An 18,267-nucleotide genomic window follows, 5' to 3' on the forward strand; every position below is an offset into this window, starting at 1 on the left:
TGGCGTCGATCGGTGCGCTCATGCCGCGTCGGCGACCGCCTGCTCGACGGTGACCAGCAGCTTCGGCGCCTCCGCCGCGGGCAGGCCGCCGCCCTGGGCGAGGTCGTCGCTGCCGCCGCCCCGGCCGGAGAACGCCGCCTTCACGAGGTCCTTCGCGCTCAGGCTCCGGCCCCGGGCGGCCTGGTTGACGGCCACCACGAGGGACGCCTTGCCGTTGGCCCGGGCCGCCACCGCGACCACAGCCGGGCGGGCCGGGTCGATCCGGCCCCGGATCTCCTGGGCGAGCGTCCGCACGTCGTTCGCGGCCGCGCCCTCGGGCGCCTCGGTGCCGACGTACGCGACGCCGCGCACGTCCTTGGCCTGCGCGGCCAGGGCGCCGGCCCCGCCGAGCACGAGCTGGGCGCGCAGCTTCTCCAGCTCCTTCTCCGCGTCGCGCAGCTGGGTGACTGTCTGCTCCACCCGGTCAGCGACCTGCTCCCCCGGCACCCGGAACAGCTCCGCCAGCCGGGACACCAGCAGGTGCTCGCGGGCCAGGAAGCCGAACGCGTCCATGCCGACGAGCGCCTCGATCCGGCGTACCCCGGAGCCCACCGACGCCTCGGAGAGGATCTTCACCAGGCCGAGCTGGGCGGAGCGGGCCACGTGCGTGCCGCCGCACAGCTCCCGGGCGTAGTCGCCGACCTCGACGACCCGGACCCGCTCGCCGTACTTCTCGCCGAACAGGGCCATCGCCCCGATCCGGCGGGCCTCCTCCTGGCTGGTGACGAACGCGTGCACCTCCAGGTCGGCCAGCAGCACCTCGTTCACCTGCTGCTCCACGTCGTGCAGCACGCTCGGCGCCACACCCGTCGGGGTGTTGAAGTCGAACCGCAGCCGGCCCGGCGCGTTCAGCGAACCGGCCTGCGTCGCCGACTCACCGAGGAAGTTGCGCATCGTCTGGTGCACCAGGTGCGTCGCCGTGTGCGAGCGGGAGATCGCCCGGCGGCGGGACACGTCGATCTCGGCGTACCCGGTCTCCCCGGAACGCACCTCGCCGCGCACCACCTTGGCCCGGTGCACGATCAGGCCGGGCACCGGCTGCTGCACGTCGAAGACCTCGACCTGGCCGCCGCCGACGGTGATGAGGCCCTGGTCGGGCTGCTGCCCGCCGCCCTCGGCGTAGAACGGGGTGGTGTCGAGCACCAGCTCGATCGTGTCGCCCTCGACAGCGGCGGAGATCGCGGCGCCGCCGGACAGCAGCGCGCGCACCCGGGACTCGCGGCTCAGCTCGGTGTAGCCGGTGAACTCCACCGGCCCGCCGCCGTCGAGCACCGACCGGTACGCCGACACGTCGGTGTGCCCGGTCTTGCGGGCCTGCGCGTCGGCCTTGGCCCGGCTGCGCTGGTCGGCCATCAGCCGGCGGAAGCCCTCCGCGTCGACCTGCAGCCCCTGCTCGGCCGCGATCTCCAGGGTCAGGTCGATCGGGAAGCCGTACGTGTCGTGCAGCTGGAACGCCTTGTCACCGGAGAGCGCCGCCTTGCCGGCCGACTTGGTCTCGGCGATCGCGGTGTCCAGGATCGTGGTGCCGGCGCGCAGCGTGGCCAGGAACGCGTCCTCCTCGGCGTACGCGTACTGGGAGATCCGGCCGAAGTCCTCGGCCAGCTCCGGGTACGACGGCGCCATGCAGTCCCGCGCCACCGGCAGCAGCTCCGGCAGCGCCCGGTCCTGGTAGCCGAGCAGCCGCACCGCCCGGATCGCCCGGCGCATGATCCGCCGCAGCACGTAGCCCCGGCCCTCGTTCGACGGGGTCACGCCGTCGCCGATGAGCATCAGCGAGGTGCGCACGTGATCGGCGATCACCCGCAGCCGTACGTCGTCCGGGTGCGACTCGTTGGCCGCGTGACCGGAGTGCACGCCGTAGCGCTTGCCGGTCAGCTCGGCGGCCTTGTCGAGGATCGGCTTGACCTCGTCGATCTCGTAGAGGTTGTCCACGCCCTGCAGCAGCGAGGCCATCCGCTCCAGGCCCATGCCGGTGTCGATGTTCTTCGCCGGCAGGTCACCGAGGATCGGGAAGTCCTCCTTGCCGGTGCCCGGGCCGCGCTCGAACTGCATGAAGACGAGGTTCCAGAACTCCAGGTAACGGTCCTCGTCGACCTCCGGGCCGCCCTCGCGGCCGTAGGCCGGGCCGCGGTCGTAGTACAGCTCCGAGCACGGGCCGCACGGGCCGGGAATGCCCATCGACCAGAAGTTGTCGGCCTTGCCCCGGCGCACGATCCGCTCGGCCGGCACGCCGGTGGCGCGCCAGATGTCGTACGCCTCGTCGTCGTCCAGGTAGACCGTGGCCCAGATCCGCTCCGGGTCCAGCCCGAAACCGCCCGCCTCGACCGACTTCGTGGCCAGGTCCCAGGCGAGCGGGATCGCCCCGGACTTGAAGTAGTCGCCGAAGGAGAAGTTGCCGTTCATCTGGAAGAACGTGCCGTGCCGGCTGGTCTTGCCGACCTCGTCGATGTCCGGGGTACGGATGCACTTCTGCACGCTCGTCGCCCGCGCGTACGGCGGGGTCTGCTGGCCCAGGAAGTAGGGCACGAACTGCACCATGCCCGCGTTGATGAACAGCAGGTTCGGGTCGCTGATGGCGGGCAGCGGAGCGGACGGCACCACGGCGTGCCCGTTCGCCTCGAAGTGGGCGAGGAACCGCCGCTTGATCTCCGCCGTCTTCATCGCTGGTGGTCCTCCGGGAAAATCTCTCGGTCGCCGATGCGCGGGTCCTCCCGCAGCTCGGCGAACTGGTCGTCGTACGCCTCGCCGCGGGCGAAGGCCTCGTGGATCTCCTGCTCACGCTCGGCCATGCCGACCCGGACGTCGTCCACGAACGCCCGCACCGACTCGACCAGACCGCCGGCGGACTCGGACAGCCCGCTGGCGATGCCGGCGGGGGTGTACGCCTGCGCCGTCCGGGTGGCCTTGCGCACCACCAGGACGCCCACGGCCAGCCCGATGCCCAGCCAGAACAACCGCCTCATGCTCTCATCCTCCCGCGTACGCCGGTCGAGGTCAGCGGTTGCCGCGCTTGGCGGCCCGGCGCTGCTGCTTGATGGTGTCGCGCACCTCGCGCTCGGTCTCGGCGTGCCGGCGCGCGGACGCGGCGCGGCGCACGCCGTACCCGAACGCGGCCACCTTGACCAGCGGGTTCGCGGCGGCGGCCGAGACCACTGTCGCCAGGTTCGCCACGTTCGCGGTGACGTTCTGCGCGTGGCTGGTCATGGTGTCCACCTTGGCGAGCTGCAGGTTCACCCCGTCCAGCGAGGTCTGCACCTGCTCCAGCGCCACGTTGACGTTCTTCACCGTGGTGTTCACGTCTCCGAGCAGCGGCGCGGTGCGCTCGTTCACCTCGGTGATCATGCGGGTCGTCGCGTCCACGGTGTGCCGCAGCCGCAGGATCGGCACCGCCAGCACGAGCACCAGCATCAGGAACGCGCCGGCCGCGATCAGCGCAGCGATTTCTCCACCACTCACGCGCATGTCCTCCTCAAGCAGTGTCCCGGGACCCGACGCCCCGGAACGCGCGACCGTACCTACCCACTTCGCGCCACGCCGACCCGGTCACCGGGCGCGGACGGGCGTGCCAGCCCCAGACCCTACCGTCCGTGATGAAAGTCGGCTCACGACGGTGAGGGAGTCGCCTCGCCCAGCGGGTCGTCGGTCAGCGTCGGGAACGGGTCCTCACCGGTGAGTGACGGATCGGTGGTCGGCGTCGGCCCGGTGCGCTCGTCGTCGATCGCGTTGCGTACCTTCACCGACACCAACGAGCCGGTGCACGTCGCCGCTGCGGGCGCGGGCGGGGCCGAGGGCGCGGGCGCGCCGTCGATCGGCGGCGGCGTGCAGGCCGGATCGCGTACCCACAGGTCCAGTGTGAGCTCGTCGCGACGCCAGCAGGTGTAGCTGCCCTCGACCTTCTCCTCCGGGCAGCGTTCGACGCTCCACCGCCGCCAGCCGTCCTTGGCCAGCGCCTGCTCGTAGACGGCGACCGTCTGCTCCCACCCCTGCTCCGACTCGACCGCGCGTTCGCGCAGCCGGCAGTCCTGCAGGCACCAGCGGCTGCCGCTGACGTTGTCGACGGTCTTGGTCTCGGCCCAGGCGGGCACGTCGAGCGCGTCGAGGGTGTCGAAGACCGGATCACGGCTGAGCGTCCGCATGCCGAAGTAGAGCGGCACCGCGCCCAGCAGCACCAGACTCACCAGCGCGAGCACACCCATCCGCAGGCGGCGCCGCTCGCGCATCTGCCGCCGCAGCTCGGACCGGGCGCCGCGCAGGCCACCGGCCTCCGCGTCGGTCTCGTCCGCGCCGGGGCCGGCGGGTCGCGGCGCCGGCATGCCGTCCGCGCCGGGCCGTGGCCCCGCAGGCTCCCCCGTGGGTACGACAGCTGCCGCCCGCGCCACCGCCGGTGCGCCCGGTTGCGGCGCCACGCCGGCCGGGTTGCCCGGTCCACTGCGGTCCGGATCCGGTCCGGGGCCGGCCGGCCGGCCGGTGGTCCGCTCGTCCGGTCCGACCGGTCGCGCCACACCCGCCGCCGCGCGGGCGACAGGCGCCGGTCCGGCGGCCGCGCCCCGGGCACCGGGCGTCATCGGCGGACGGGGTGCGCCACCGGGCGGAGGGGTCTCACCGGGCCGGGCCGGGCCGGGACCGCCGGGCCCCTGCCGGGGCGGGTGCGGGCCGGGACCGGTACGCCCGCCGTCGCCGCCGGGCGGGCGGCCCGGACCGCGGACGGCCTCGTCGGCGCGACCACCGGGACGGCCGCCGCCGATCGGCACACCACCGGTGCGCTCGACGTCGCCGTGCGGGCCGGACGGACCGGCCGGACGCGCCGAACCGCCACCGGGACGGCCACCACCGATCGGCACACCACCGGTGCGCTCGACATCGCCGTGCGGGCCGGACGGACCGGCCGGACGCGCCGGACCGCCACCGGGACGGCCACCACCGGTCGGCATACCGCCGGTGCGCTCGACATCGCTCTGCGGGCCGGCGCCGGGCGGGCCGGCACCGGGACCCGGCGGTACTCCGGGGCGGGCAGCACCCCGGGCCGGGCCGGGGCGGCCGGGCTTCGTGGGCTGGCCGGGCATCGGGGCTTGGCCGGGCATCGGTGGACCCGCCGGAGGCACTACCGGGCCGGACTGGTCGGGCCGGGCCGGCGGAGCCGGGTGGCCTGTCGCCGTGCCACGACCGGGCGCGCCCGGTCCGGCCTGCCCGGGTCGCCGGGACGGCACACCCGGATCGGCCGGTTCGGGACGGACCGGTGGGACGGCGGCGCCGGTACGGCCGCCCTGGGCGCCGGGCCGGCCGGTCGGCTCGTCGGCCGGGCGTCGGGTCACCGGCATGGCGGGGTCGGTGTGTGGCGTGCGACCCGCCTGCCGCAGCCACTCGCCGGGCCGCTGCGGGCGTGGATCGCCGGTGTCGTCGGGAGCCGCGCGACGCCCGGGCCGCGCCGCATCGGCGGCGCCGGTGTCGGCCGACCCGCCGGGTGCGGCCCTGCGGCCGTCCGGCGCGGCGCGACGCGGGCCGTTCGCCGGGCCACCGGACACGGGCGCGCCGGGCAGGTCCGGCGCGTTCCCGCTGCGCGGCACCACCGACGGGCGGTCCGGCTCCGGGGCGGCCCGATGGCCACCCGGCGGAGGCACGGCAACGGGCGCCGCACCGGGGACGGCGGCGCGGTGGCCGCCGGTGGGCTCCTCGCGCCGGGACCGTCGCCCGCCACCGGGGACCGGGGTGGCGTCGGGGACGGCCCGTCCGGCCGGCCCACCGGGGACGACGCCCTCCGGCGCAGCACGGCGGCCGGCGCCGGAGACCGGACGCGTGCCCGGCGGAACATCGTCCGGCCGCGCACGGCGGCCCGCACCGGACACGGGCTGCACGCCGGGCGGAGCGTCGTCCGGCCGTGCTCGCCGGGGCCCGCCGGAGACAGGCTGAACGCCGGCGGTGTCGTCGGGCCGGGCCCGGCGACCGCCGGGCGGCGCGATGACCGGCGGGGTGGCGGCGGCCTGGTGCGCGCCCTCCGGCACGCCGGCGCCGTGCCGGCCGCGAGGCGTCGGCGGCCGGTGCTCGCCGTCGACGGGCGGACGACCCGGATCGGCAGGCCCCCGGCCAGGCGGCCCGGCGGGCGGACCGGGCGGCGGCGTGACGCCGGTGACCGGCGGTTGTTGGCCAGTGGGGCCGTCCAGGCCCCGGCGGACGGGTGGTCCCGCCGGACGACGGGCCTCGGGCACGCCGGGCCAGGGGCCGTCGGCGGGCGGGCGCGGCGCGCCGGCGTCGGGGCGCACCGGCGGCGTGGCCGGGCCGGGCTGGTCGGGACCGCGCCGGGTCACCGGAGGACGCGGACCGGGCCGGCCACCGGGCATCGGGTGCGGCGCGTCAGCCGAGCGGCCGGGCGGCATATCCGGGCCGGGCCGGGCGGCGCCCGCGTCCACACCGGAACGCCCGGCGACCGGGGGTACGTCCGCGCCGGGCCGGCCGCGACCGGGCCCGGCCGGTCCCCCGCGGCCCGTGCCCGGAGGCGTCGCTGGGCCGGAGCGACCGGAAACGGGCGGAAGTGTCGGGTCGGTGCGGTCCGGCATCGGACCGGCCGGTTGGGTCCGGCCGGACGGCGGAGGCGTGGCGGAGGAAGGCGCACCAGGCCGGCCGGCCGACGGAGGCGCCGCCGGGCCGGGACGACCGGAAACGGGCGGCTGCGGGCCCGGGTGACCGGACATGGGTGCTTGCGGGCCCGGGTGACCAGACGCGGGTGGCGGCGGGCCCGGGTGACCGGTTGGCTGCGGGCCGGGCGCCGGGGACCGCGGAGCGGGCCGGGCGGTGGGCGGCGGCAATCCCGGCCCGGCGGCGGGCGGAGGCATGCCCGGTCCGGGGGCCGGGCCCGGTGCGGCGCCCGGGCGGCCCGGCGCGGGCGCGGAGGACTCCCCCTCCGGTCCGAGCTCGCCGCCCTGTTGCTTGGCGGTGCGCAGGTCGTCGATCCAGCCGAGTTCCTCGCCGACGACCGTCGGGTCCAGTTCGGGCTCGGGCCGGCCGCGTCCCCACCGGCGGCCCTTGGCCCGCGGGTCGCGCCGCTCGTCGGGGCCGTCCGCCGGTCGCTCCGGACCACGCGCCATCACTACTGACCCCCCTCGGCGGCGTCGCTGCCGCCCTCACTCGCCCCGCTGGCCTGCTCGCCGCCCCCCACCCGGGCCCCGTTCACGGCGGCCGGGGCGCCGGCCTCCCGGGTCGCCGGCGCCGGCAGCCCGCGGACGATCCGGCGCAGCAGCGGCAGCCGGGTGGCCACCGCCCGCTCCGCGCCGTGCCCGCTGGGCTGGTAGTAGTCGGTTCCGACGAGGTCGTCCGGAGCGTACTGCTGCGTGACCACCCCACGGTGGTCGTCGTGCGGGTAGCGGTAGCCGGCCCCGTGGCCGAGTCCGCGCGCGCCGGAGTAGTGGGCGTCGCGCAGCCCGCGCGGCACCGGGCCGCCGCGACCGGCGCGTACGTCGGCGACAGCGGCGCCGATCGCGCTGGTGGCCGAGTTCGACTTCGGCGCGGTGGCCAGGTGGATGACCGCCTGGGCCAGGTTGAGCTGAGCCTCCGGCAGGCCGACGTACTCCACCGCGTGTGCGGCGGCGGTGGCCACCGTCAGCGCGGTGGGGTCGGCCATGCCGACGTCCTCGCTGGCGAAGATCACCAGTCGGCGGGCGATGAACCGGGCATCCTCCCCGGCCACCAGCATCCGGGCCAGCCAGTGCAGCGCCGCGTCCACGTCGGAGCCGCGCATGCTCTTGATGAACGCGCTGGTCACGTCGTAGTGGGCGTCGCCGTCCCGGTCGTAGCGCACCGCCGCCACGTCGACCGCCTGCTCGGCCACGGCCAGGTCGATCCGTTCGGCGCCGAGCGCGGTCGCGGTGGCCGCCGCCGCCTCCAGCGCGGTGAGCGCCTTGCGCACGTCGCCCCCGGCGAGCCGGACCAGGTGGTCCTCCGCCTCCTCGGCCAGGACCAGCGCGCCGCCGAGGCCGCGCTCGTCGGCGACCGCGCGGCGCAGCAGCCCGCGTACGTCGTCGTCGTCGAGGGCCTGGAGGGTGAGCAGCACGCAGCGCGACAGCAAGGGCGAGATGACCGAGAAGTACGGGTTCTCGGTGGTCGCCGCGAGCAGCGTGACAGTCCGGTCCTCGACGGCGGCGAGCAGCGAGTCCTGCTGGGTCTTGCTGAACCGGTGCACCTCGTCGATGAACAGCACCGTCGGCGGGCCGCCGGAACGGCGCTGCCGCCGCGCGGTCTCGATCACGGCGCGGACGTCCTTCACGCCGGCGGTCAGCGCGGACATCGCCACGAACCGCCGGTCGGTGGTCCGGGCCACGAGATGGGCGATGGTGGTCTTGCCGCTGCCCGGCGGCCCCCAGAGGATGACCGACATCGGCGCCGCGCCCTCGACCAGCTGGCGCAGCGGAGCGCCCGGCGCGAGCAGGTGCTCCTGCCCGACCAGCTCGTCGATGCCGGCCGGCCGCATCCGCACCGGCAGCGGCGAGTCCGCCCGGGTGTCGGTGAAGCCGTCGGCGCCGCCCGCGCCCGCGGGTGCGCCGGCGGGCTCGCCGAGGGTGAAGAGGGCGTCCGATTCCATCACGAGAACAGTACCGGGCCGGGCCGACGGCGCCGGAATCGCGCCGCCGACCCGGCCCGGGTGGTCTTTTCCGGTCAGCCGCGACCCGGCCGCCGGCCCCGGTACCAGCGGCCGCCACCGCCGCCGCGCGGGCCGGAGCCGACGCCGGCCAGGTAGAGCGAGAGCAGCAGGAAGCCGATGAGCATGAGAGTCGTGGTGCTGAACAGATCGGGTGCGCCGAGGTCGGTGTTCATGAAGTCGAGCAGCAGCGCGAAACCGAACACGATGGCCGCGAGAATGGCGAGCATGTCGTTCCTCCGGTGGGGGTTCCCAGCAGGTCGGCGACGGATGTACCCAATCGGTCTGTTCGTCAATCTCCACGGTGGAACACGTCCCGGCAGCCGGACCACCGGCGCGGATCGGGCGCGTCGGCGCTCGTAGGCTGGCGGCATGATCACTGTCGACGAGGCGCTGGCCGGGCGGGAGGCGTTGCTCGCCGCGGCCGGCCACCACCCCTTCGCCCGGCACGCGCTCCGGCGCGACGAGGCCGTACGGGGGTGGCGGCGCGGCGGCGCGGTCGGATGGCTGCTCCCACCGGGCGAGTGGTCGGCCGGCGGGGCGGTCGGCGCCCCCGGCCCGGCGCTCGACGTCTTCGCCGCCCAGCGGGCGGACGGCACACTGCGGCCCGGCCAGTCGGTCAACGTGTCCCACGCCGATCCGGACGAGGTGGCCGCGCGGCTCCCGGTGGCCCGGCTGATCGAGTGGGACTTCCTCTGGACCACCGGCCTGCCGCCGCGCCAGCCGGAGCAGGAGCGGGTGGAGCGGCTCACCGAGTCCGACCACCCCGCGCTGGCCGCGCTGATCGAGGAGGCGTTCCCGAGCACCACAGCCCGGCCGGGCGAGCCGGGCATCGTCGGCTGGTACGGCATCCGCGACGGCGACCGTCTCGTCGCCTGCGGCGCGGATCGCAGCCGCGGCGACATCGGCTTCCTGGCCGGGCTGACCGTCGCGCCGGCGCTTCGCGGCCGAGGGCTGGGCGCGGCGCTGACCGCCGGAATGACCGGCGCCCTGTTCACCCGGTACGACACCGTGGCGCTGGGCGTCTATCCGGACAACGTGGGCGCGATCCGGCTCTACCGGCGGCTCGGCTTCACCGCCACCGAACGCCGCACCTCCATCAAGCTTGCCTGACGGGGCCGGCGAAGGCTCCGACCGGACGCCTGTCGCGCGAGGCACGCGATCTTGGTACGAAACGGCCCTTGGAGGGGCGCCCGCTGACCAAGATCTCTCCGCGTCCCGCTCCGCGGACGTCGTATCCCAGCAACGGACGCGCGCCGCCGGTCGATCCCGGTGGGTGGAGCGTCATGGGTGTCAAACGAGGGCGGAGACACCCATGACGTTCCACCGAGCGGGGTGGTGACCCGCACGGCGACGATGCCGGGAAGGGCGTTCGGGAGCGGCCGAAGCAGCGGCGGTGCCCACACCCGGCGGACTGTGCCGCCGGGTGGGGGCGGGCCCCCTCAATCGCGCGCCGGGCGACGCAGGCACGACTCAGGCACGGCCGGTCGACGTCGGCACGGGCCGGCTCAGCCGCAGCCGGATTACGTCGGCGCGACTCAGTCGCGGCCGGGTGACGCCGGCACGACCACCGGTCCGGGCTCCCCCCGGCCGGCAGCCCTGTCCGCGCCGACGATGGCGCCACGGTCGGCCGCGTCGAGGTGCGGCTCCGGTGCCAGGCCGGAGTGGCCGGGGCCGCCCGTCACCTCCGGTACCACCTCGGCCTCCGCTGAGGTACGGCGGGCCGCGCGCCAGGCCGGCAGGTAGAGCGGCGCGGCCACGGCGAGCACCACCCCGCCGACGATCATGGCGACGCTGACGCTCGTGGCGTCGGCCAGCGCGGTGAGCGTGACCGCGCCGAGCGCTCCGGCCGGCTGGGCGGCCATCGAGTTGAGCGACAGCACGCTCGTCCGGTACGGGCCGTCGACCTGCCGGTGCAGCAGCCCCATGTGCAGCGGGTTCGACGCGCCGTGCACGGTGTAGCAGGCCAGGTACGCGATGAGGATGCCGACCGGTCCGGCCAGCAGGCCCATGCCGACCACTGTCACGCCCTGGAGGATCCGCATGAGCGCGGCGGCCGGGGCGGCGCCGAGGCGGCGCAGCAGGAACGGGGTGAGCGCGGCGCCGGCGGCGTTGGCGAGCCAGGCCGCCGTGCCGGCGGGGCCGAGCAGCGCCGCGGCGCGGTCCGGGTCACCGAGCACCTCGGCCAGGCGTACCGGGAGCAGCGACTCGAAGGTGACCATGCCGAAGCCCCAGAACAGCTCGACGGCGACCAGGGCCAGCAGCACCCGGTTGCGGCGCAGCAGCCCGACGGCCTGCCCGACCATGCGGGGCGCGTCGACGACCGAGGCGCGCAGCGCGGCCGGGCCGGACGCGGGCCGCCGCTCGGCCATCAGCGCCAGCAGGGCCACGATGGAGACGGCCTGGAGCACGGCGGCGACGATCACCGGCAGCGCGAGGGCGCTGACCGGACCGATCGGGCCGAGCGCGACGAGGCCGCCGCTGAGCAGGGCGCCCGCGCCGATGGCGACGCCGACCACGGTGCCGGCCCAGCCGAGGCCGCGCTCGTACTCGGCTTTCGGGTCGGCGGCGAGCGTGGCGTCGACGTACCAGGATTCCATCGGGCCGCTGTCGAGCGCCCGGTAGACGCCCTGCAACGCCCAGACCAGGAAGAACATCCAGAACGAGTCGGCCACCGCCATCAGCGCCAGCGAGCCGAGGCCGATGGCCCAGGCGGCGACCAGCACCGGTTTGCGGCCGAGCGCGTCGGCGAAGCCGCCGGTGGGCAACTCCAGCGCCAGTACGACGAGGCCCTGCGCGGTGGCGACCAGGCCGATCTGGGACAGCGTGAGCCCGCGCTCCTGCATCAGCAGGATCATCACCGGCATGAGCAGGCCGCTGGGCAGCCAGCGCAGGCCGTACAGCGTGAGGTAGCGGATCCGGATCTGGCGTACGGACAGCGCGCTCACGGCTTCTCCTCGGCAGGTGGCGGGGTGGACCGTGGGTAGGCCGCGTCCATCGGCAGGGCGGCGAGGTAGAGCTGCACCGTCTGGGCGTCGGGGTCGTCGGGGTCGGCGGCGTCGCGGTGACGCTCGAAGACCGCGAAGACCTCCTCCTGGATCGCCTTGAGGCGGTCGACCGGGATCCGCATGAAGAAGTCACCCATGCCGAAGCCGTCGCGCCACTCCGCCGACCACTGGTGCCGCTGGGCGAACCACCGTTCGGCGTGCTGGGCGAAGAACCGGAAGTAGTCCGCCTCCAGCCACTCGATGGCGGCCCGCGAGTCCGGGTCGTCGTCGAAGTCGCTTGATTCCCAGTTGGTGACGTCGTGCGCGGCCCGCCAGTAGCGCTGCCGCCCGGTGCCGAGGCTCGGGTCCTCTTCCACGAGGCCGACCTCGGCGAGCTGACGCAGGTGGTAGCTGGTCGCGCCGCTGTTGGTGCCGAGCATCTCCGCGAGGGTGGTGGCGGTTGCCGGGCCGCCCACGCGCAGCGCCCCGACCAGCCGCATGCGCAGCGGCTGGGCCAGGGCACGAACCTGGCGGTGGTCGATGTGTACGGTGCGCTCCTTCTTCTCCTCCATGAGATGCACAATATCTGTGCACACTTTCCGTGCACAAGATGCTTGCAAAGAATCTGTGCAACTAGCCGAGCAGCTCGGTGATCCCCCGCAGCCGGGTCCGCAGCAGCCCGGTGGCACGGGTGGAGTCCAGCACCACCTCGCCCGGGCGGCGCAGCCCGGCGGCGGCGATCGTGGTCGTCCGCAGGTCCCGCGCGTCCACCCCGTCGTGCCGGGCCACCAGCAACCCCAGCTCGGCCCGGCTCACCGCGTCCGGCCCGGCCACGTTGAGCAGCCCGGCATAGTCGCCCGGCACCAGCTCCAGCACCGCGGCGGCGAGGTCGGCCACGTGCACCGGGCAGCGCATCTCGTCGGTGAACAGCGTGGCCCGGCCGGCCAGCGCGTCCCGGCAGAGCTGGATCTGCTTGCTGCCCTCCCCCACGATCAGCGACGTCCGCACCAGCACCGCGCCCGGATCCACCGCCCGCACCGCCGTCTCCGCCGCCGCCTTCGCCGCCCCGTACGGGTGCAGCGGCGTGGGCACGTCCTCGTCCGCGTACGGCGTCGGCCGTCCGGCGTGCAGCGCGTCGCTGGACAGGTGCACCAGCCGGGCACCCACCTCGGCGGCGGCCACCGCGATGCGGGCCGCCCCGTCCGCCGTGACCGCCCAGTCGTCGTACCGGTAGGGGGTGGCGACGACGGCGTCGGGGCGTACCCGGGTCAGCAGCTCACGCACGGCGGCGCGGTCGGTCACGTCGAGCCGGTGCGGCGCGACGCCGCGAACCGTGACGGCGGCACGGTGGTGCGTGCCGGCGACCCGGTGCCCGGCGGCGACCGCCTGCCGGCACACCTCGGCGCCGAGGAAGCCGCTGGCGCCCACCACGAGCAGATTCATCAGTCCCCCTGAAGATCGAAAGGCCCGCGTCATCATGACGCTGGCCTTCCGAAAGGGCTGGATCAGGTGGGGTCGGCCACCGGGGCGGCCGGGCCGGCGGTGCCGGCGTGCGGGCCCGCCGGAGCCTTCGGCTTGGCGTCGATGCCGGCCTCGGCGCGCTGCTGCCCGGTGATCGGGGTGGGCGCGCCGGTCAGCGGGTCGAAGCCGCCCCGGGTCTTCGGGAACGCGATGACCTCGCGGATCGACTCGGCACCGGCCAGCAGCATGCAGACCCGGTCCCAGCCGAACGCGATACCGCCGTGCGGCGGGGCGCCGTACTTGAACGCCTCCAGCAGGAAGCCGAACTTGTCCTGCGCCTCGTCGGCGGTGATGCCGAGCAGGTCGAACACCCGCTGCTGCACGTCGCCGCGGTGGATACGGATCGAGCCGCCGCCGATCTCGTTGCCGTTGCAGACGATGTCGTACGCGTACGCGAGCGCCCGGTCCGGCGCGTCCTCGAACCGGTCCACCCACTCGGCGTTCGGCGAGGTGAACGGATGGTGCACGGCGGTCCAGCCGCCCTCGTCAGTGCGCTCGAACATCGGCGCGTCCACGACCCAGCAGAACGCCCAGGCGCTCTCGTCGACCAGGTTGGACCGCTTGGCGATCTCGATGCGGGCCGCGCCGAGCAGCTCCTGCGCCTCGCGGGTGTTGGCGCTGGCGGCGAAGAAGATCGCGTCGCCGGGCTTCGCGCCGACCGCGTCGGCCAGGCCGGACAGGTGCGCCTCGGACAGGTTCTTCGCCACCGGGCCGCGCGCCTCGCCGGTCTCGGCGTCCAGCACCACGTACGCCAGGCCGCGTGCGCCGCGCGCCTTGGCCCAGTCCTGCCAGCCGTCCAGCTCCTTGCGGGTCTGCGCCGCGCCGCCGGGCATGACCACGGCGCCGACGTAGCCGCCCGCGTCGATCGCGCCGGCGAACACCCGGAACTCGGTGCCGCGCAGGTAGTCGGTCAGCTCGGTCAGCTCCACGCCGTAGCGCAGGTCCGGCTTGTCCGAGCCGTACCGGGACATAGCGTCGTGCCAGGTGATGCGCGGGATCGGCCGGGTGATCTCGTAGCCGGCGAGGTCCTTCCACAGCGCCGAGACGATCGCCTCGCCGAGGTCGATCACGTCGTCCTCGGTGACGAACGACATCTCGATGTCGAGCTGGGTGAACTCCGGCTGCCGGTCGGCGCGGAAGTCCTCGTCGCGGTAGCAGCGGGCGATCTGGTAGTACCGCTCCATGCCGCCGACCATCAGCAGCTGCTTGAACAGCTGCGGCGACTGCGGCAGCGCGTACCAGCTGCCCGGCTGAAGCCGCACCGGCACCAGGAAGTCGCGGGCGCCCTCCGGGGTGGAGCGGGTCAGCGTCGGCGTCTCGATCTCCAGGAAGTCCCGCTCGTGCAGCACGCCCCGGGCGATCTGGTTGGCCCGCGAGCGCAGCCGCATGGCCTTGGCCGGCCCGCCGCGACGCAGGTCCAGGTAGCGGTACTTGAGCCGGATGTCGTCGCCGGCCTCGATCTGGTCGTCCACCGGCAGCGGCAGCGGCGCGGCCTCGGAGAGCACCTCCAGCTCGGACGCGGTCACCTCGATCTCGCCGGTCGGCAGGTCCGGGTTCTCGTTGCCCTCCGGGCGGCGGGTCACCTCGCCGGTGACCTTGACGCAGAACTCGTTGCGCAGCGCGTGCGCGTCCTCCTCGCGGAAGACCACCTGCACGACGCCGGAGGCGTCGCGCAGGTCGACGAAGATGACACCGCCGTGGTCGCGCCGGCGGGCCACCCACCCGGCGAGCGTCACCGTCGAGCCGGCGTCCGCGGCGCGCAGGCTTCCGGCATTGTGGGTACGGATCACGGCTGGCGTCTCCTCAATCTGGTCCACTCACTGCTCCCCCGCATTCTGTCAGGGCGGGCGGGCCCGCTCCCGGGCACCCGTCGAGCCGGTCCGCCCCGGCAGTGGCGAAAGCGGGGTGCGCGCCGGGTGCGGCGGTTTACCGTGGCCGGGTGCGTGCCGTACCGAGCTGGGCCGTGGCCACCGCGGCCGCCGCGCCCGCGCTGCTGGTGGCGGGCTGGACGGTCGCGGGCGCCCGCCAGGGGCCGGAGTACGACCCGGTGCGGGACACGATCAGCGAGCTGGCCGGCCAGGGCGCGACCGATCCGTGGCTGATGGGCGGCGCGCTGGTGCTGCTCGGCTGCTGCTACGCCGCCACCGCCGCCGCGCTGCACGCCGCCGGGCTGCCGAGCCGCTTCCTGCTCGCGCTCGGCGGGCTGGCCACCGTCGCGCTCATCGCGTTCCCCCGCCCGCAGGTGGGCGGCTCCCCGGCGCACGGCGTGGTGGCCACCGTGGCGGTGCTCGCGCTGGCGCTCTGGCCGGCCGGGTCGGCGCTGCGCCTGCCCCGCAGGGTGCCGCGCGAGGTGGCCGCCTCCCCGGCGGGCCGGCCGCCGTGGGCGTTCCGCCGGCCGGTGGCGCTGGCCGTGACGGCGGTGCTGCTGGCGTTGTTCGGCTGGTCGGTGGCGGAGGTGACGGGCGGCTCCCGGACCGGGCTGGCCGAACGGGTGGCCGCGCTCGCGGTGACACTCTGGCCGCTGGCGGCGGTGCTGTCGGCGCGGCGGGCCCACCGGCACTGGAGCGCCCGGCCGACCCGGCCGCCGCGCCCGGACGGGCCGCCGGTCAGCCCGGGCCGCCGGGGAGCAGACGCCTGAGGGGGTACGCGGAACGGGCCGCCGGTCACCCGGCGGCCCGTTCGTGGGAGTGCGTGGATCAGAAGACGCTCACGCCGTAGCGGCTGAGCGCCTCGGTGACCGGCTGGAAGTAGGTGGTGCCACCGGTGCGGCAGTTGCCGCTACCACCGGAGGTGAGGCCGAGCGCGGTGGTGCCGGCGAACAGCGAGCCGCCGCTGTCGCCCGGCTCGGCGCAGACGTTGGTGCGGATGAGGCCGGAGACGCTGCCCTCGGCGTAGTTCACGGTCGCGTTCAGCGCGCTGACGCTGCCGCTGCGCAGGCCGGTGGTGCTGCCGGAACGGCGGACGGACTGGCCGACGTACGCGTTGCCGGCCGAGGTGATGTCCTGGAAGCTGCCGTTGTACAGCGACACGTTGCCGGCCGCGTTGGCCGAGTTGTTGTGCCGGACGATGCCGTAGTCGTTGCCCGGGAAGCTGGTGCCGGTCCGGGTGCCGAGCAGGCTGGTCTGCGCGGAGTTGCTGTACCAGCTCGACGAGATGTTGGTGCAGTGGCCCGCGGTGAGGAAGTAGTAGGTCGAGCCGCTGCGGACGTTGAAGCCGAGCGAGCAGCGACCGCCGCCGCCGGCGTAGATCGCCTGGCCGCCGGAGATCCGGGTGCTCAGCACGCCGGCCTCGGCCTCGATGCGGATCGCGCCGTTGTGCCGGGCGGCGGCGGCCTTGACCCGCTCCAGCTTGGCGCCGGTGACGGTGCTGTCGACGGAGACGACGACCTGGTTCGTGGCCGGGTCGGTCCACCAGGCGGTGCCGGGGATCTTGGCGGAGCGCTCCAGCTCGCCGGTGGCGGCGTTGAGCTTGTCCGCGCCGCGCGCCACGATCTTCGGGATGGCGCCGGCGTCGCGCACCTGGCGGGCGGTCGCGGTGTCGGTCACCGTGACGACCATCTTGCCGCTGGCGTCGGCGTACGTGCCGGCCGCGCGGGCGCCGAGCTTCTCGACGAGGGTGGCGGCGGCGTCCGGCGAGAGGGCCGCGGGGGCGGCCTGCGCGGGGGCGCTGAGCAGCGAGCCGGTGACCAGGGTGCCGGCGACGGCGACTGCGGCGGCGCGGCGGAGCGTGGACCTCGTGGGTCGCATGTAACAACCTCCGAATGGGGGTGAACGGGCGCTGTCATGGGGGCGCGCCCGAGGACAACCCGGGCGACCTGGGGAAACCGCCCGGGTGCCCAAAGTATTCACACATTTAAGATCGTAAGCAAGACATGGCTTTGCCCGGATTCGCACCAGCGCCCGGTGTAACGCCGGAGCAACAACATCGACATCAACTGTCAGAGCCGGTTCCGGGCGCGCGGCGGCGGGCGCCCGGGCCCGGGCGGGGCAGCACGTCGCGCGCCTCGGTGATCTCGTGTCCCTCGGCGCAGCGCAACGCGACCCGGACCTCGGCGCCGCAGTCGCGGTGCGCCACGCTCAGCGGCGAGCCCTCCGGGTCGGCCAGGTAGCGGTCACCCCACCCGAGCACCGCCACGAGCACCGGCCACAGGTCCAGCCCCATCCCGGTGAGCCGGTACTCGTGGCGCGGCCGGCTGCCGGGCTCCCGGTACGGCTCGCGGCGCAGCACGCCGCGCTCGACGAGCATGGCGAGCCGGTTGGTCAGCACCTGGCGCGGAATGCCGGTACGCACCCGCATGTCGTCGAAGCGGCGTACGCCGTTGAAGACCTCGCGGAGCACGACCAGGGTCCACCGCTCGCCGAGGATCTCCATGGCGCGCGCGATGGTGCAGTTCTCCACCGACCAGTCCAGTGCCGCGGGTCTCATCCGCCCAGGCTAGGTCTCATTGACAGACTCAGCAACGCGCTGCGAGGCTGAGTCCATGACGCAGACGCAGGAGCGCAGCCGCACGTTCACCTGGTCCGACCCGGCCGCCGGGGCCGCCCATCTGGGCCGGCGCAGTGGCCTGGAGCTGATGCGGGCGATGATCGCCGGCGAGCTGGCCGCGCCGCCGATCATGCACCTCGTCGACATGTCCCGGATGGAGGCCGACGAAGGGCGGGTCGTGGTCGAGCTGCTGCCGCAGGAGTTCCACTACAACCCGCTCGGCACCGTGCACGGCGGCGTCCTGTCCACGCTGCTCGACACCGCCGCGGCGTGCGCCGTGCACACCACGCTGCCGGCCGGGGTCGGCTACACGTCGCTGGACCTCAACGTGAAGTTCCTGCGCCCGGTCACCGTCGACACCGGCACGCTGCGCTGCGAGGGCACCGTGCTCCAGCGCGGCCGCCGTACCGCCCTGGCCGAGGCCCGCCTGACGGACCCGGCCAACCGCCTGGTAGCCCACGCCACCTCAACCTGCCTCATCTTCCCCCTCCCCTGACCCGCACTCCCCCTCCCGCCCTCGCCGCCCCGCCCACTTTCGGCGATCTTGCAGTTACGGCCCCCGCTGTGCCGGTTTCGCGGCATTCGCGGGGGCCGTAAGTGCAAGATCGC

Annotated in this window: 15 protein-coding genes; 3 read left to right on the forward strand and 12 right to left on the reverse strand. The window is 75.1% G+C overall.

Going from position 1 to position 18,267, the window contains the following annotated elements:
* Nucleotides 1–18: 18 nt before the first annotated feature.
* The 6 genes from alaS to ACSDG8_RS05830 form a co-directional block, all read right to left on the reverse strand.
* The gene (gene alaS, locus ACSDG8_RS05805) at nucleotides 19–2,700 is read right to left on the reverse strand and encodes an alanine--tRNA ligase (protein WP_210897653.1); all 2,682 of its coding nucleotides are present in this window, start codon (nucleotides 2,698–2,700) and stop codon (nucleotides 19–21) included.
* Entirely contained in the window at nucleotides 2,697–3,002 is a 306-nt protein-coding gene (locus tag ACSDG8_RS05810) for a hypothetical protein (RefSeq protein WP_030502513.1), read from the reverse strand. Before ACSDG8_RS05810 ends, alaS begins: the two co-directional genes overlap by 4 nt.
* Nucleotides 3,003–3,033: 31 nt before the next feature.
* Complete coding sequence (locus ACSDG8_RS05815; protein WP_104115776.1) at nucleotides 3,034–3,495, reverse strand: DUF948 domain-containing protein; 462 nt, start codon at nucleotides 3,493–3,495, stop codon at nucleotides 3,034–3,036.
* Nucleotides 3,496–3,641: 146 nt separating this feature from the next.
* Nucleotides 3,642–4,259, reverse strand: coding sequence for a hypothetical protein (locus ACSDG8_RS05820; protein ID WP_210897735.1), 618 nt, complete (start codon nucleotides 4,257–4,259; stop codon nucleotides 3,642–3,644).
* Nucleotides 4,260–7,120: 2,861 nt separating this feature from the next.
* Complete coding sequence (locus tag ACSDG8_RS05825) at nucleotides 7,121–8,608, reverse strand: replication-associated recombination protein A (RefSeq protein WP_210897655.1); 1,488 nt, start codon at nucleotides 8,606–8,608, stop codon at nucleotides 7,121–7,123.
* A 74-nt stretch (nucleotides 8,609–8,682) separates the two neighbouring features.
* Nucleotides 8,683–8,895: a hypothetical protein gene (locus tag ACSDG8_RS05830; RefSeq protein ID WP_013285485.1), complete on the reverse strand. Its 213-nt coding sequence runs from the start codon at nucleotides 8,893–8,895 to the stop codon at nucleotides 8,683–8,685.
* A 142-nt stretch (nucleotides 8,896–9,037) separates the two neighbouring features.
* Between ACSDG8_RS05830 and ACSDG8_RS05835 the strand changes: the two genes are divergently transcribed.
* The gene (locus ACSDG8_RS05835; protein WP_210897657.1) at nucleotides 9,038–9,778 is read left to right on the forward strand and encodes a GNAT family N-acetyltransferase; all 741 of its coding nucleotides are present in this window, start codon (nucleotides 9,038–9,040) and stop codon (nucleotides 9,776–9,778) included.
* 425 nt (nucleotides 9,779–10,203) lie between these two features.
* Here the strand turns inward: ACSDG8_RS05835 and ACSDG8_RS05840 are convergent, their stop codons facing one another.
* From ACSDG8_RS05840 to aspS, 4 genes are all read right to left on the reverse strand, one after another.
* Nucleotides 10,204–11,613, reverse strand: a complete 1,410-nt coding sequence (locus ACSDG8_RS05840; protein ID WP_210897659.1) for an MFS transporter — start codon at nucleotides 11,611–11,613, stop codon at nucleotides 10,204–10,206.
* Entirely contained in the window at nucleotides 11,610–12,224 is a 615-nt protein-coding gene (locus ACSDG8_RS05845) for a winged helix-turn-helix domain-containing protein (RefSeq protein WP_210897661.1), read from the reverse strand. The genes ACSDG8_RS05840 and ACSDG8_RS05845 overlap by 4 nt, the downstream gene beginning before the upstream one ends.
* Nucleotides 12,225–12,285: 61 nt before the next feature.
* Entirely contained in the window at nucleotides 12,286–13,095 is an 810-nt protein-coding gene (locus ACSDG8_RS05850) for an SDR family oxidoreductase (RefSeq protein WP_210897663.1), read from the reverse strand.
* A 62-nt stretch (nucleotides 13,096–13,157) separates the two neighbouring features.
* Nucleotides 13,158–14,963 carry an aspartate--tRNA ligase gene (aspS, locus tag ACSDG8_RS05855; protein ID WP_210943163.1) on the reverse strand — a complete coding sequence of 602 codons (1,806 nt, stop codon included), beginning with the start codon at nucleotides 14,961–14,963 and terminating at the stop codon, nucleotides 13,158–13,160.
* A 149-nt stretch (nucleotides 14,964–15,112) separates the two neighbouring features.
* Between aspS and ACSDG8_RS05860 the strand changes: the two genes are divergently transcribed.
* The gene (locus ACSDG8_RS05860; RefSeq protein WP_307856268.1) at nucleotides 15,113–15,811 is read left to right on the forward strand and encodes a DUF998 domain-containing protein; all 699 of its coding nucleotides are present in this window, start codon (nucleotides 15,113–15,115) and stop codon (nucleotides 15,809–15,811) included.
* A 58-nt stretch (nucleotides 15,812–15,869) separates the two neighbouring features.
* On the opposite strand, the gene ACSDG8_RS05865 is transcribed toward ACSDG8_RS05860, so the two are convergent.
* Both ACSDG8_RS05865 and ACSDG8_RS05870 read right to left on the reverse strand, forming a co-directional pair.
* Nucleotides 15,870–16,919: a S1 family peptidase gene (locus tag ACSDG8_RS05865; RefSeq protein WP_210897667.1), complete on the reverse strand. Its 1,050-nt coding sequence runs from the start codon at nucleotides 16,917–16,919 to the stop codon at nucleotides 15,870–15,872.
* Between the two features lie 184 nt (nucleotides 16,920–17,103).
* Entirely contained in the window at nucleotides 17,104–17,598 is a 495-nt protein-coding gene (locus ACSDG8_RS05870) for a winged helix-turn-helix transcriptional regulator (protein ID WP_210897669.1), read from the reverse strand.
* A gap of 55 nt (nucleotides 17,599–17,653) precedes the next feature.
* Between ACSDG8_RS05870 and ACSDG8_RS05875 the strand changes: the two genes are divergently transcribed.
* Nucleotides 17,654–18,154: a PaaI family thioesterase gene (locus ACSDG8_RS05875; protein WP_210943139.1), complete on the forward strand. Its 501-nt coding sequence runs from the start codon at nucleotides 17,654–17,656 to the stop codon at nucleotides 18,152–18,154.
* Nucleotides 18,155–18,267: the final 113 nt, after the last annotated feature.

It is taken from the genome of Micromonospora sp. LA-10 (assembly GCF_051853095.1).
Lineage (GTDB): Bacteria > Actinomycetota > Actinomycetes > Mycobacteriales > Micromonosporaceae > Micromonospora > Micromonospora echinospora_A.